Here is a 15,635-nt window from a genome sequence, read left to right on the forward strand (position 1 = left end):
CCGTTCCTAAACACGAATATCTAGAAAAGTGAGTATAGATGAAAGTTTAATCCACCCAATCATTACGGCGAGTAAAACCATCTATGTATACCATTGGTGTTATATCTTTCATAAATAACTTAACTTTTTCATTTACCTTAGCCTTTTCTTCCTCATTTAAGGTATGAACATCAAAAGCATATTTCCCTGACAACCCTTTATAGAGAGCATTATAGAAATATTTATTTTCACTGCCTTCATGAGAACGATGGTATTTATATTCCACTGCGCTTGTAGAACCCAGTTTTAAGGCTAAATTTCTTAATCTCTCACTCTCTTCCTTTGATGTTTCTTTTAAGTAATAAGCCAAGTCATTTACAGCAGGTATATAATTATTATTGGCGGCAATCGTTAACAAATCGATGGCTAATTGGTACTGCTCTACTGTTTTGGATTCAGACTTACCTTTACTCGGTGAATAAATTAAAATGGTATTTACATAGTCCATCAAGGGTTGGTAATAATGATTTTGAGAAAAGCGAATTACCTCTTGAATATACTGAGCCCGAGTCTCTTTCGATTGGTCTAATTCTTGCTGTTTTAGTAAAAAATATTGAGCTCGCAGATCACCTTTCTCAGAGAGAGGTTTAAAAAGTTCGATGGCTTTTTGAAAATTATCGTCTGTGCAAAGTTGAGCTGAATTTGGATCACTAATTCCTAAGGATTGAGCAACCTGACTATCTAATGAACCAGTGCCCAAATAGGCACAAGCGTGACTATTTTTTGCGATGGCTAAAGCTGCGTATGGATTGCCCAAGGTTAACGACTTAAAGATTAAGTTAATAACTTCGCGTCTCTTGTTGTTATCCAACAACAACATACGAGCGTACCATAACATGGCATCTGGATTGCCCTCATCTATCAAGCTTAATAAGCCACCTTCTGCGACATCCCATTGACCATGCTGAATGTTGACTAATATCTCATACATCTTATCTCCCGGCTTTACGGTGCTCGAGATGTAAGGATCAGCCGCTTTTTTATTAATATTTTCGGTAATAAATGGCTGAAATAGTGCAATATCGTCTTGTGGGTTAGGCTTACAAGCCACCAGCCCAATCATAATGCTCAGCAGCAAAACAAAACGGGCAATTCGATTAGGATAAGGCTTCATGAATACTCCAATTGATAATAGTTTCGTTCTTTTTCACTAGCTCACTTTGTGACTCTGTTTCTAGCCATATTTGCACTTTTTGACCGACCACTGGATTTTGTACCAGACCAATCGGGTAAGCAAAATACTGGGTTGGCTTTGGAATTCCAACCAACAGGCCGCTCTGGAACGACTCATCATAACGAGTTAATACCATATTTTTGCAAAGTGTTTTACTCGCGTCATCAAACCTGTTAGAAAATATCTTATCCTTGCTGAAATCCGAAGCTTTCACAAACCTCGCCAATCTTAGCCACTGGGCTTGATAGGTTTGCCATTCCACCTGATGGTCTTTTTTGCCTGCGGGAAGTTTCCCCATCGCAATCAAAGTTTCTTTCCACTGCCTCTGGTTGGCTTCTTCACCAACGCTCTCATCTGCCGATAGCCATTGCATAATTTGTACAATGGCTTGGGCTTGAAGTTGATTCGCTTCTTGCTTCGTTCTGGATTGGCCTTGAACTAAACTGCTCAAAATATTACAGAGCGTTTCTGGTGGTAATGTCACTGTCCATTTACGCATAATGTCACTTCGTTTGGTATCTGTTATGCGTTCGGCTAAAAACGGTGCATATTCCTGACTCAGTACCTGCTGCTTATAATCCGTTAAGGCTGTTTCAGGCATCAGCAATACCTGCGCCAACCCCAAACCCAGACCGAACGCAAGCGTCATTAAGCTATTGAGTTCGTTAAAACTATCGTTAATGCCATTGGCATCCGCCTCTCCGAAAATCGCTAAGCGGCGGAAATGACTCTGTTTTAACACGCCAAGTAAACAACCAATAAACTCATCAGCGGCGTTAGCATCAAGATTAATCGCCACTTTACCTGTGCAGCCGGGTCCCACAACTAGGCCCGCTGAAGCCACTAAGATGATAACTCCACCCTGAATCAGCAAACGAAACTCGGCGTGATAACCCGCACCAAATGAACCTGATAGTTCGCCATCAATTGAGCCCAACTTTTTCGGTGGCTTAGGAGGCTTACTCTGAGTTACACACTTAACCTCAGGTGGAGCCCAATACACCGCAGCGCCTAAAGTACCCCCTGCCTCTACCCCAGCAAATGCATCCACACTAATCGCCGCTTCTCCGGCATAACCGGCTTGTCCTGCACTCCTTAAATTGCCCCCCCCAAAGGTATAGGCATCGTAAATATTGGGATCCAATAACCCGATAGTACTGCCTTTAATACCAAAGCCGTCACTCACATCACTCGGCCCTATAGCGACCTTAGCGCTTAATTGACATGATGCAGCAGCCAATCCGTAAACGGAGCCTGCGATGCAAACCCGCAAATCACCAGCTTCATATTTATGTTCACGACTGTGTTTATCAACGTAGGTTAAGCTAATATCATACCCTTTCACTTGCTCCACCTGCTCTGGCTTCATCGCTTTATTTTCAGGGATAAACGGGAGCCAAAATGCAAAACTAAGCTGCCCTTGCAGAGCCGTGAACTGAGCAGATATTGAGCCAGAACCACCTATATTTCGGCGCTTTTTGATTAAGTTTTGGTAAGAGCTTACCGGTGAATTGAGATCAGCTTCAGCTTTAGTAGATAAGCGCAATAACTGAGCACCCGCATCAACCGAATAAGCCGATGTTTCACCATTTGGTCCTTTACCACCTTGGTAATGGTAGCTATCTTGCCAGAATGCAGTGTCAAACTCAGCACTAGCTTTGATAGGCATTAAATCCAACTTATTTTCTGGCTTACTCAGCGCATCCAGTGCGTCAGTCAATGAACCGGCTTCGACAATATTTTTGCCTGTTGATTTCGTTGCACTAAAGGTTATCCTTTCGGTGATTACTCGTACATGCCCTGCCGCTATGGCCGCTTCTCGATCCTCGTTGTTTTCTGGAATAAGCCAATGTGGGCCTCGGATATAGAACACTTTCTTATCTGAAAGTAAGCAACACTCCACCGCTTGGAGATCGTTAGCTTCTGCTTTATTAATAAAACCTGACTTCTGCTTTTCTTTAGGCTTATATTTAGTTTCATCCCATAGCAGGGTCAGCGTCGGCGGCATTTCGCTTTCATTACCCAGAGTAAACTCTAAACTACCTGCACCTTGCGCAGCGCGTTTTTGAGCCAGTGATTTTAAGTACTCTAAGCGAGCTATCGCGAGTTTTTTAACCCAAAGTAATTGCTTAAACAGTTCATCAATCGGAGTTGAAGCGCCGCTACCCAGCACCTGTGACAGAGCATTTTTATGTTTATTGATTGTCGCATCGATAACAGCTTCCAGTGCCGTCGCCGTAAAGTAGGACCACGCTGCCGGGCCTGTGATAATTCGGTTGAGATTAACATCCAAAAGATCATTATCAAATTGATCGCCAGCCGTTTCTGCATACAGGTTTTCGATTAGCTGACTGTCATTGATGATATCGAGTGCTTTGCCCGACTCTCGCCAATTGCGAATTTTTTTTAACGCTGCAGGGCCACATGCGATGCCAGATTCGCCTTCCAACTGATTTAAAGTTAAACACTGCTCTTTAATGACCAAACCATAATGGTTGAGACTTTTTAAACTTATCGCACATACAAACGCTTTTTGATTAGCAACGAAATTTTGTTGCTCTTGAACAAAAAGCATCATCATACGAGAACCTTGTTCTAAGGCTTGTTGTAACTGTGTAGGCCACGATGCTAAATAAGCTCGAGAACGTTTCACGCCCATGCTCAGAAAATTTTGCTCAGACTTACCGCGGCTGGAATGCATTTGCCGTATCAATAATGCCAACGCATTTTGGTGAGTACTGGTAAAGTACTTGAGCTGCTTATCGTAAATAAATTTACTGCCATCATCAGCCACATGGCCTTTTGCGGCATTTTCGGCAGCCTTTTCAAGCCGTTCGATCTCTTCTTTAATTTTGTCGATAATCAAAGTCCGTAACTGGTGATTGATCTGTTTTTCAAACACTGGGCCTTCTGGTGATGGGCGATATAAACTACCGAATTTTCCGTAGTATAAGTGCCTGTTTTTTGCTTGCTCTCGATCAGATAACTTCTTACGAGTTTCTTCCAGTGGCACATCAATCAATAGAGCGACATCAAGCAAAAAGTCATTGGGATTCCTCCCATCAACTCTAAATGCTTCATTTTTAATCACAAGATTAGCCAGTAAGAGGGCCTTATACTTTTCAACCTCTTCTGGTGTCATAAATTGTTCGTGAACTTTTGCCGCAAACTTTGAAATTAAGCCCAATTTATTGAGGTTTTTCATCGTGGCTTCGGCATCATTCTCAACTATAGCTTGCGCCATGTGCGCCCTTTCTATTGCAATTTTTTCTTTGGCTTGCTCGGTTAAGGCATACCAAGCTTTTTTCCCCGTTTTAGGGTGGGCAGGCACATACAATATGTCATCGTATTTCATGGGACTTTGGCACGTATCGTTACCGCAATTTGGCCGAGTCGGTGGCTCAACTAAGTCAATACGAGAACCATCAAACTCAATGGGCTGGATTAAATCTTCTGGAAGCTTTAGAACGTCACCTTCATAAATGAGATTGGGATCTTTAATCTGTTGGCTGTTGAGTTTGATCAATTCATCAACAGACACGTTGAAACGCTTAGCTAATAGACTTAAGCAATCGTTCTTTAAAATTGTATAGGTTCTATCGGTCATGTTTACACCCACAGCTTAAAAATCGGCGAGGTCAGGTTAAAGGCTTGAGAAGGTTCAGACACTTGAACTGGATAGTGCAATATTTGTTTATGATGTGCGGTATCCACCCAGTGAATAGCCTGAGCTGGGCCTAACAGGGTTGCAATGTCTATATCGTTTAGCTGTGATGCGGTTTGATTCCAAAAAGCATTGGTATAAAACCGCAAAAAACAGGCTTTACTATCAACCTTAACCTGAAGTAGTGACTGTAAATAGTCGGTGAATTCAAATCCATCGTAGCGAGAATCTAACTCAAATATCACTGAACTTGAGTCAAAGTTAGGAAGTGTTAGCCACTGCTCCAATACTGCGCTATTGCTACCGATATTAAGTACCAATGGGCTTTTGTCCTTCAAATAATCAAAATCGGAACCTGCGAATAAAACTATCGCTTGCTCGACTTTCATCTCATTGGCGATCACCGATATCGCATCAGGGATACGAATCGTATCCACCACTAACCAATAATTAATGGTATTCCGTTGACTCATGAGGCACCTCGTTCACATGGGCAATCATCTCGTGGACATGAGCCATCACTTTGCCTTTGACACATTTTTGCAAGCGGTACGTTTGCCATCGCTAAGGTTGCCATCGTGGGCGCTGAAAGTTGTAGAGGTAGTGGATTGGGTGCAGCTGGGGTGGCCTCTATCTGATGTGGCAAATCGGCCATTTTACCGCCATAACCCGAGCCGGATCCGGCGCTGCCACCAGAGTTGAGGTTGATTGCAGAACCGACCACATGCACGCCGCCACCATCGACTTTGATAAAGCTGCCTGCGGCTTTGATGGTGAGTTCACTGCCCGCATCGAGGACCAACTTGTTGCCTGCTTTGAGGTGTACTTCGTTACCGGAGTCAAAAATGGTCTTATCGGCCACTTTCTGATGCAGCGATCCGCCGATTTCAATGCTTTGATCTAACGCGATTTTGGTGCGGCTTTCGCCGCCCACCGTCAGATGCTGATTGTTTTTAATTTGAGTAAAGCGGTCGTTCTCCACCGTGAGGTGTTTGTCGTGCTTTATGACGCTGGTGTGGTCGTTTTCAATCAGGCCGTCAAAGTCTTTCTGTGCGTGCAGGTAAATTTGTTCGCTGCCCGCTTGGTCTTCAAAACTGAGTTCGTTATAACCCTGCCCCTGATGGGTTTCGGTGCGCAGCACGGTTTTGGTTTTATTATCCGGTAGCGTATATGGCGCGGTGTTGGTGGCGTGAAAGGTACGGCCGGTGACAATCGGTTGATCGGGGTCGCCATTGAGAAACGACACAATCACTTCATGGCCAATGCGCGGAATGGCGATCATGCCGTATTGACTGCCCGCCCAACCTTGCGAGACGCGCACCCAGCACGAGCTGTGCTCATCACCGTTGGAATAGCGATCCCACGGGAAATGCAGTTTTACGCGGCCGTGTTCATCACAGAATATCTCTTCGCCTTCTGGGCCAACGACTGTTGCAATCATCGGGCCATCAACCTGAGGTTTGGCTTGCGGCGTGGCGCGCCAAGTGCGATGCGCCGGGATGAGCGTGAATTGGTTCGCGTAGGTGGTCGCGCCATTGCCGCCAGCTTCTTCCAGCGCCTGAGACTGCGTACCTTGGCAGGTGACACGCACCACCAACCAGTCTCGGTTTAAGGTATCGTCGAGGTGCTCTTGCAGGTCAAACTTCACGCCCGGACGCAGCAGCGGTTGGTTGCTTTTGCCCGTTGCGGTGCGCGCGTTGCGGCGCAGGTAATCAAGGCGGATCTGGCTGAATGCTTTGCCGCTGACATCGTCTTTATACCGCCCCGGCGCATCGAAATGTTCGTAGTCTGGCTGCTGGTAGTCCATTTCGGTCCCGACCGCTTGCTGGGCAAAGGCGTATGTCGGCTTTTTGAAACTGTAATCCTGCAACGCCGTTTGGCTCACCTCCGATTGGGTGTGCACGTTCAACGCTGAGATGTACGGCGATTCAATCATGCCGCCTGCTAGCGTGTTGTACGGGATTGGCTCGCCGAGTTTCGGCAGGCTGTCTGTGGCGTCACTGAATATCAGCGTGTGTTTGCCTTCTTCATGAATAAAGCTGTACACCAGCCCTTCTTCGGCCGCCAGGCGATGGAGAAAATCTAAGTCGGTTTCACGGTACTGAACGCAGAATTCACGCTGCGCGCAGTCGCGAGTCAGCGCAAAGGCGTAGTCGTTGATCCCCATTTCTTGTAGCAGAATAGAGAGGATTTCCGGCACGGTTTTAAGTTGGAAGATGCGACTGTTGTGGCGCAGAGACAAACGCTCTAAAGCAGGGACTAACGTGAGTGAATAGAAGGTGTGGTGGTGGCCGGTATCGCCCTGAGTAAAGCGGCGCACGATGCCGTTCACGCGCTGAACCAGCATATCGTCGCGATAGAGCGTCAGCTCTGCGACTTTATCTACCACCATATCGGGCGTTAAATTAGCAAGCCGACTGGCCAGCGCCAGTTCATAACGAAAACCGTGGCATAGCTGCCCATTCATGCGTTCGCTGGACAGGGTTTCCTGCCCGTCGAACCCACGCACCACCAGCGTGTCGTCCTCCAGACCTTCCACATGAAACTGATACTTTAACGTCGCCATCCTGCCATTCCTTCATACTCAGTAAAAATGGTGAAACCTTAAGCGCAAAACACCCGAAACCGAGCGGATGCTAGGGTGCGGGTTGGATGCTTTGTGCTTAAGGTTCACAAGGTTGCCCGCCTTGAGACGGGCAACGCAGCTCGCGCGTAAATTACGCTTCGACTGGTTTACGCCAATCGTCTGAGCCTGAAGTACCCGCGTTCACGTGATCCCACGTGATTTTGCGGTAAGACATCGAAACAGTCAGGTTCTGAGTGAAATCAGATTTTGCTGGATCTTGGCAGTGTGGCATTTCACATTGGATATCCACGATAGACGCGTTTTCCAGCTTGGTGGTGAAGAAGTTTTCTTGTTTGCCTTCGATAGACGTGCGGTACCATTTCAGTTCAACAGTCGTCATCTTCTCGCCTGAAGCCAGTGCGTTGTACAGCAGAGGAACAGCTTTGTTCAGAGACACGGTGAATTTGAATGGTTTGTGCACACGTTGACCTGAAGGCTGACCTGATTGTGGGTCAGTCGGTACGGTAACGATGTGGTCGAACTGCTGAACCAGCATTTCGTCTTCGTGACCTTCAACGAATGAATCGCCGATAGAATCCGCAGTACAAGCGCCTGCAGTGATAAGACCCTGAGTTTGACCTTCGATAGAGATATAACATGGAGTTGGCATTGCTCATTCCTTTCTAACTGGTTGTTTATCAGGCAACGGGTTAAGACAACCTTTGCCATTCGATAAAATGTTCGTGATGTAAGTGCGCTCAGCGCGAATTCAGTGATTAAGGGAGCAAAGTCGATGCCACTTTAGCATTCTTTTAAAATCAATCAGTTATATTTAATTCATTACAATTAGAGCAATAAGCTGCCTTTGTGCAAGCAAGATCTTGCTTGTCGGGCAAGGATCCTACGATACAAAAAAGCCCGATTTACATTGTAAAATCGGGCTTGAATCGCGGAATGATGACGTTAATCGATCAACTTATACATCAAGGTGGCCAAAGGCGGCACACGCAGTTTTAGTGACTGAGGCAGACCTTCACTGGCTACCTTCTCCGTCGCCACCAGCGTATTGACCTCAAAGCCACTGCCACCATACTGAGTGGCATCGCTGTTGAGCAGCAACTGATAACGCCCAGTATTCGGGACGCCAAGGCGGAACGATTCGTGCGGTACAGGCGTGAAGTTCGTGACCACCAGAATGCGCTCGCCATTTTCACTAAAGCGTTCATGGGCAATCACGCTGGCTTCAGCAGAATCTTGCAGACGCCATTCATATCCTTTCGGATCGCAATCTAACTCATGCAATGCCGCTTCATGGCGATACAGATGGTTCAAATCACGCACCAGACTTTGCACCCCTTTGTGACGAGGAAAGTCCAACAAGAACCATTGCAGCTGATCGTCATGATTCCACTCCGCCGTCTGAGCGATTTCTGCGCCCATAAAGTTGAGTTTTTTGCCCGGCTGACCATACATGTAGCCCAAATAAGCGCGCATGTTGGCGGTTTGCTGCCATTCATCACCCGGCATTTTGTAGATCAGAGAGCGCTTGCCGTACACCACTTCATCGTGCGATAGCGACAAAACGTAGTTTTCGCTAAAGGCGTAAATCAGCGGGAACGTCAGCGTATTGTGGTGATACTTGCGGTGCACTGGATCTTCCTGAATGTACGACAGGCTGTCGTGCATCCAACCCATGTTCCATTTAAAGCCAAAGCCCAAACCGCCCATAAAGGTTGGCGCAGAGACCCCCGGAAACGCCGTGGATTCTTCGGCAATGGTCATCGCATTGGGGAAGTATTTGTAGACCTCCTCGTTCATCCACTTCAACGTTGCAATCGCATCGTAGTTCTCACGGCCGCCATCGACGTTGGGAATCCACTGATCGTGACTGCGCGAGTAATCGAGGTACAGCATCGATGCCACTGCATCAACGCGAATGCCATCAATGTGGAACATCTCAAACCAGTACAGCGCATTGGAAACGAGGAAACGGCGCACGTGCTCGCGCCCTAAATCATAGATGTAGGAGTTCCAATCCTGATGCCAGCCTCGGCGTGGATCAGGGTCGTGATAGAGCGGCGTGCCATCGAAGTTGGCCAAACCATGGTCATCCGATGGGAAATGAGCTGGAACCCAGTCAAGTACCACGCCCAACCCCGCTTGGTGACAGGCATCGACGAAGTATTTGAAATCATCAGGCGTGCCGTAGCGACTGGTTGGCGCAAATAAACCCACTGGCTGATAACCCCAAGAGCCGTAAAACGGATGCTCAGACACCGGCATCAGTTCCACATGGGTGTAACCCATATCGACCAAATAAGGCACCAGTTGATCCGCCAATTCACGGTAGTTGAGGAAACGGCCATCTTCGCCACGTTTCCACGAACCCGCGTGTAGCTCATAAAACGACAGAGCTTCTTTGCGTTTTTCAGTCACCGGGCGAGTTTGCCACACCGCATCCTGCCATTGATATGCGTCGTGATCGTAAACCACGGAGGCGAACGATGGGTATTGCTCGGCATAACTGCCCCAAGGGTCTGCTTTGTGAGGCAAGCCTTCACCGTTTGGACCTTTGAGTTCAAATTTGTACTGCGCGCCCGCTTCGAGTCCGGGAATAAACAAGCCCCAGATGCCGTAGTCCAGGCGTTGCATCGGATGGCGGCGACCATCCCATTGGTTGAATGAACCAATCACGCTGCACGATGACGCGTGCGGCGCATAAACTAAAAAGCGAACACCGGTAATCTGTTTGCCATCACGTTCTTGTGTCGTGAAATGCGACCCTAGGAAATGATACATCTGCTTAGGAGTGTGCAGATCATCAAACTCAGCATAAATCGAATGATATTGGTACGGGTCATCAATGAGCTGCTCAACACCCGCCCAATTCACCGCTAGTTGATAATGAGTAAAACGAAGGTCACGGGATGATTTGAGAACAAATCCAGACTCATCTTCGCGCGCCAGCGCGATTCGGGGTTCGCCGTCAATCACCAGCTCAACGCCGTCAGCACCGGGCATCCAAACACGCAACGCGTCGTGTTCACCCGTTATATAAGGACCTAAAAAAGCGAAGGGATCAGCAAACGCGGCACGGGAAAGTTGTAGATAGGCCTGTTGCTGTTTGGACGGCTTCTTTTTTGTCGTTTTCAATATATCGACTCCTAACCTTAACTCACTAAAAAGAAAAAAAGGCCCGCTAAAGTGCGGGCTTGCTAGCGTTAAACCATCTTATCGAACTCATGTTTGACTTGGAGTGACCTAAGCTCAACTTCTCGTTGTAATTCATGAGAAAATGCTAAATCACTCCGTCAATCTTATCGGCTCGCTTTCGCACGGACTTCCGTCAGTTTCGACGCAATGCGGTTCACGTCGTCACGGGCGAAAATTTCATCCAGATTCATAGACAACTTACGGCGCCAGTTCGGGTACTCATTGACCGTGCCCGGAATGTTGACCGGTTTATCCATTTCCAACCAGTCTTCAAGCTGAACACTCAGCAATGCTGAAGCACCTGCCGCAACGTGCAGTTGCAGCGCTTCGCTGAGGTAGGAATCCATCGGGACGAGGCTGGCATCACGGCCAACGCCGTCAGGCAAGAAACCGTGCCATGCCACTGAATCCAAAATGCCTTGCTTGCACTTCAGGCGATCGTCAAACAGCGCCGCCAATTGCTCTGCGTCTGGATACAGACCAATTTCACCGCCCAATTTCAGGTCGTCGCAATGCCAGAAACCACGCAGCGTCGGCATGTCATGCGTACACAGCGCTGCCATAGATTGCTCAGCGTAATGCTTCGGCGAAATGAAGCCGCCATCATCTTTTGACGTTTCAAAGAAGAACACTTTGTACGAATGCACACCTGCATCACGCAGCAGTTCAACGATTTCATCCGGCACGGTGCCCAAGTCTTCGCCGATCACGCTGCACTGATGACGGTGAGATTCCAGCGCCAAAATCGCCAGCATATCTTTCACTGGGTAGTAGATGTACGCGCCTTTAGTCGCGTTTTCACCCTTAGGAATCCACCATAAACGCAGCAGACCCAGTACGTGGTCAATACGCAGCGCGCCGCAATGTTTCATGTTGGCACGCAGTAGCTTGATGTACGCATCGTACGCCGTGGCTTGCAGCACTTGCGGGTTCAGCGGTGGCAGACCCCAGTTCTGACCCAGTGGGCCCAGAATGTCTGGCGGCGCGCCAATGCTGGCATCGAGGATCAAGTTGCCGTCATCCGCCCACGTTTCAGAGCCTGAATCCGACACGCCCACCGCTAAGTCACGGTACAAGCCAACAGACATGCCTTTCTCTTCCGCCAGCGCTTGTGCTTCATTGATTTGCGTGTCCGCAATCCATTGCAGGTACATGTAGAGATGCACGCTGTCTTGGTTCTCTTCAATGTATTTCTGCACGGCAGGGCTGTCAAAACGGCGATATTTCTCAGGGAATACCGGCCAGCCCCACACTTGGCTATCTTTGGCGTGTAGATCAGCATGTAGCGCATCAAATGTTGCTTGATGCAACAAGCTCTCACCGCCCTCTTCAACAAAGTTGAGGAACGCGTTGGCGCGATCGGTATTTTTATCGAGATGGCGTGTCTTAAACTCCGCAAACAGTAGCGGTAATACGCTCATCTTCATTTGCGCCACTTCGGTGTAATTCACCCAGTGCTCTTCGCGCACTTTTTGCAGACGTTGCTGGAAGTCAGGGCTACCGACGCGTTGCTGCGCTTCACCGCTCAGCGCAAATTCCGGCACAGAGCTCACGTCGATGTAAAGAATGTTCAACCAACGGCGAGACGACGGGCTGTATGGGCTCGCGCCTTCCGGATTGGCTGGGAACAGAGAATGAATGGGGTTAAGACCCACAAAATCGCCACCACGCGATGCGATGTCGGCAACCAGTTGTTTCAAGTCGCCAAAGTCACCAATGCCCCAGTTATGCTGAGTGCGTAGCGTGTACAGTTGCACACTTGGGCCCCACAGTTTTTTGCTTTGTTCCAGAGCGGGTTGCTTAAAGCAGGCCGGCGGCGTGATGATCAGCGTCATTTCATATGGCGCTTTGCGACGTTTACGTGTGATGTGCAACGTATGGTAGCCCCACGCCAAATCGCTTGGCAGGGCAAACACTAGAGGGCCACCCTCGGCACGCTCGTCTCGAACGATTTGAGATTGAAGATAGCCTTCAAGTACCTCTCCTTGCTCGGTTTCAAGACGCCAGTTAAATTCGCTTTCGCGTGCGCTCACGCCCAGATAGAGCGGAACTTCTACCGCTTCACCTTCACGAATCACCAGAACAGGATCCAACACGTCTTTCTTGTGCTTTTTCTCTGCCGATTTAAGTAAGGTGTCATCATTGGTGATGTCATACCCCAAAGACGCCAAAAGACGACGGATAGTGTCGTCTTCAACGCGCGCTTCATCGCCCCATGCGCTCACATAGTGATCGGCAATCTTTGCCATCGCTGCGACTTGCTTTAATGCATTTTGTTCTTTCATCGCTCTCTCCGAAGGGACAACTCTCCCCTTCAAAACATGTAGGGTGTTGTAATTAATATGGTTGTGACACAGCCAAGGCACGGGCCTTGGCTGTTTTTTGGGCTGATTTAGCGTTTCACCGCTTCCAGTTTCCAGATGTTGTTGACGTAATCCCGAATACTGCGGTCTGAGCTAAATTTGCCGACCAGCGCGGTATTGAGAATGGCTTTCTTCGCCCAGCCCGCTTGGTCGCGGTATTGCTGGTCAATCGCTTCGTGAGCCGCCACATAAGACGCGAAGTCCGCCAGAACCAAGTACGGGTCGCCGCCATCAAGCAAGCTGTCGTAGGTTGCGCGCAGTTTGCCCGGTGCGCCCGGCGTGAACTCGTCGCCCACCAGCAGATCTAGCGACGCTTTCAGCAGCGGATCCGCGTGGTAGAAGTCGTACGGGTTGTAACCGTTGGCTTTCAGTGATTCCACGCCATCGACTTCCAAACCGAAGATGTAGATGTTGTCGTCGCCCACTTCTTCACGAATTTCAACGTTTGCGCCGTCCATGGTGCCGATGGTCAATGCACCGTTCAGCGCCATCTTCATGTTGCCGGTACCCGATGCTTCTTTACCTGCAGTCGAGATTTGCTCAGACACATCCGCCGCTGGAATGATGATTTCAGCCATGCTGACGCGGTAGTCTGGCACAAACACCACTTTCAACTTGTTGTTGATGCGCGGATCGTTATTCACTTTCTCGGCAATCTTGTTGATGGCGTAGATGATCTCTTTCGCTAGGTGGTAACCCGGTGCCGCTTTCGCAGCGAAGAACACCACGCGAGGATGCATGTCAAAGCTTGGATCGTTCAGCAAGCGGTGGTACAGCGACAGAATGTGCAGCATGTTCAGGTGCTGACGTTTGTACTCGTGCAGACGCTTGATTTGGACGTCAAAGATCGCATTGGTATCGAGTTCGATGCCCATGTTCTCTTGCACCCAATCCGCCAAACGCTGTTTGTTCTCTTTCTTCACGGCCATGAATTGCTTCTGGAATGCTTTGTCGTCAGCGAACTGAGCAATCGACTCCAGTTGATCCAGATCTGCCGGCCATTGGTCACCAATTTTATCGGTGATCAGCGCAGACAAGCCTGGGTTACAGAATTTCAGCCAGCGACGCGGCGTAATGCCGTTGGTCACGTTTTGCAAACGGCCCGGATACAGTTCATTGAACTCAGGGAACAGATCGCGTTTCACCAACTCAGAGTGCAGCGCCGCAACGCCGTTCACCGCGTAAGAGCCAATCACACACATGTTCGCCATGCGTACCATGCGGTGGAAACCTTCTTGGATGATCGACAGTTTTTGCTGTTTCGCGACATCACCCGGCCATTTCGCACGTACTTCTTGCAGGAAGCGATGGTTGATCTCGTAGATGATTTCCATGTGACGCGGCAGCAGACGCTGAATCAGAGATTCGCTCCACGTTTCCAGTGCTTCTGGCAACAAGGTGTGGTTGGTGTAAGCGAAAGTTTTTGAACAGATCGCCCATGCAGCATCCCATGACAGATCGCGTTCATCGATCAGAATGCGCATCAACTCAGGAATCGCGATGGTTGGGTGCGTATCGTTGAGCTGAATGGTTTCTTGCTTTGGCAAATCTGCCAGCGTGAAACCTGCTGCTTCATGGCGACGTAGAATGTCGCGAATCGACGCGGCACTGTGGAAGTACTGCTGCATCAAGCGCAGTGTCTTACCTTTTTCGTGGTTGTCGTTCGGGTACAGCACTTTGGTGATGTTGCCCGCGTCAATCAACGCGTGCTGCGCTTCAAAGTAGTTACCGTTGTTGAAGCTTTCTAGAGAGAAAGGCGCAATTGCACGACATTCCCAAAGACGCAGCGGGTAAACCGTTTCGCTTTGGTAGCCAACAATCGGCAAGTCCCACGGCATGGCTTGAACCATCATGCCCGGCACCCAGCGGCGTTTTTCTTTGCCGTTGTCTTGGTACACATCCACGTGGCCGTAGAAACCGATTTCCTGTTTCAATTCAGGACGAGCGACTTCCCAAGGGTAACCTTCGACACCACGCCATGCGTCTGGTGCTTCTTTTTGATGGCCTTCATCAAACGACTGTTTGAACAGACCGTATTCATAGTGCAGGCCGTAACCGACCGTTGGGTATTCTTGTGCAGCACAAGAATCCATAAAACATGCAGCCAGACGACCCAGACCGCCGTTGCCCAATGATGGGTCGCGCTCTTCTTCCAGCAGATCAGTCAGACTTTGACCCAGTTCGGTCATCGCTGCTGAAATCTCTTCGTACAGACCCATGCTGATCAGGTTGTTGCCTGTCAGACGGCCAATCAGAAATTCCAGTGACAAGTAGTTCAGGCTTTTCGCGTTCACGATGCGCTCGTCCTGCTCGGTTTGCAGCAGGTCAAACGTGGTTAATTCTGCCAATGCGCGGCCCATCGCCAAATACCAAGCGCGGCTCGAAGCGTGCTCAATCGTGGTGGCATAGGTTGCAGTCAGGTGGCGTTTTACGTTTTCTTGGAACAAAGCTTTATCAAAACTTTTTTGTTGAGTAGGTTTCATTGAGAAATCTCACTTTTCGGTTCTAATCCATCTGCGACATATCGTGCATCTGCTCTGCCAGCAAAACATCCTCCTGTTTCCGGCCGAAGTTGGGAGGAGGAGCAAGGGCGTAGAAGGAGGCGCACCTGAGTTG

Annotated in this window: 8 protein-coding genes; all 8 read right to left on the reverse strand. The window is 48.8% G+C overall.

Annotated features, from left to right (window positions below):
• Positions 1-46: 46 nt before the first annotated feature.
• Positions 47-1,153, reverse strand: coding sequence for a hypothetical protein (locus VFA_RS13300; RefSeq protein ID WP_004727361.1), 1,107 nt, complete (start codon positions 1,151-1,153; stop codon positions 47-49).
• Positions 1,137-4,820, reverse strand: coding sequence for a LysM peptidoglycan-binding domain-containing protein (locus VFA_RS13305; RefSeq protein WP_004727362.1), 3,684 nt, complete (start codon positions 4,818-4,820; stop codon positions 1,137-1,139). Before VFA_RS13305 ends, VFA_RS13300 begins: the two co-directional genes overlap by 17 nt.
• Positions 4,821-4,822: 2 nt before the next feature.
• Positions 4,823-5,350, reverse strand: coding sequence for a DUF4123 domain-containing protein (locus tag VFA_RS13310; protein WP_038151773.1), 528 nt, complete (start codon positions 5,348-5,350; stop codon positions 4,823-4,825).
• Positions 5,347-7,443, reverse strand: coding sequence for a type VI secretion system Vgr family protein (locus tag VFA_RS13315; RefSeq protein ID WP_004727363.1), 2,097 nt, complete (start codon positions 7,441-7,443; stop codon positions 5,347-5,349). Before VFA_RS13315 ends, VFA_RS13310 begins: the two co-directional genes overlap by 4 nt.
• Before the next feature lie 151 nt (positions 7,444-7,594).
• Positions 7,595-8,113: a type VI secretion system effector Hcp-2 gene (gene hcp-2, locus VFA_RS13320; protein WP_004726027.1), complete on the reverse strand. Its 519-nt coding sequence runs from the start codon at positions 8,111-8,113 to the stop codon at positions 7,595-7,597.
• A 293-nt stretch (positions 8,114-8,406) separates the two neighbouring features.
• On the reverse strand, positions 8,407-10,596 hold the full coding sequence (gene glgB, locus VFA_RS13325; RefSeq protein WP_038151775.1) for a 1,4-alpha-glucan branching protein GlgB: 2,190 nt from the start codon (positions 10,594-10,596) through the stop codon (positions 8,407-8,409).
• Positions 10,597-10,760: 164 nt separating this feature from the next.
• The gene (gene malQ / locus VFA_RS13330) at positions 10,761-12,941 is read right to left on the reverse strand and encodes a 4-alpha-glucanotransferase (RefSeq protein ID WP_004727365.1); all 2,181 of its coding nucleotides are present in this window, start codon (positions 12,939-12,941) and stop codon (positions 10,761-10,763) included.
• 107 nt (positions 12,942-13,048) lie between these two features.
• Positions 13,049-15,502, reverse strand: a complete 2,454-nt coding sequence (locus VFA_RS13335; protein ID WP_004727366.1) for a glycogen/starch/alpha-glucan phosphorylase — start codon at positions 15,500-15,502, stop codon at positions 13,049-13,051.
• Positions 15,503-15,635: the final 133 nt, after the last annotated feature.

Origin of the sequence: Vibrio furnissii CIP 102972, assembly GCF_000176175.1 — a bacterium.
Classification (GTDB): domain Bacteria; phylum Pseudomonadota; class Gammaproteobacteria; order Enterobacterales; family Vibrionaceae; genus Vibrio; species Vibrio furnissii.

What these genes read in the sequence shown, in the direction of transcription:
- VFA_RS13335 (WP_004727366.1), bottom strand. Translation starts at nt 15,502, where the DNA reads ATGAAACCTACTCAACAAAAAAGTTTTGATAAAGCTTTGTTCCAAGAA.
- hcp-2 (WP_004726027.1), bottom strand. Translation starts at nt 8,113, where the DNA reads ATGCCAACTCCATGTTATATCTCTATCGAAGGTCAAACTCAGGGTCTT.
- malQ (WP_004727365.1), bottom strand. Translation starts at nt 12,941, where the DNA reads ATGAAAGAACAAAATGCATTAAAGCAAGTCGCAGCGATGGCAAAGATT.
- VFA_RS13305 (WP_004727362.1), bottom strand. Translation starts at nt 4,820, where the DNA reads ATGACCGATAGAACCTATACAATTTTAAAGAACGATTGCTTAAGTCTA.
- VFA_RS13315 (WP_004727363.1), bottom strand. Translation starts at nt 7,443, where the DNA reads ATGGCGACGTTAAAGTATCAGTTTCATGTGGAAGGTCTGGAGGACGAC.
- VFA_RS13300 (WP_004727361.1), bottom strand. Translation starts at nt 1,153, where the DNA reads ATGAAGCCTTATCCTAATCGAATTGCCCGTTTTGTTTTGCTGCTGAGC.
- VFA_RS13310 (WP_038151773.1), bottom strand. Translation starts at nt 5,350, where the DNA reads ATGAGTCAACGGAATACCATTAATTATTGGTTAGTGGTGGATACGATT.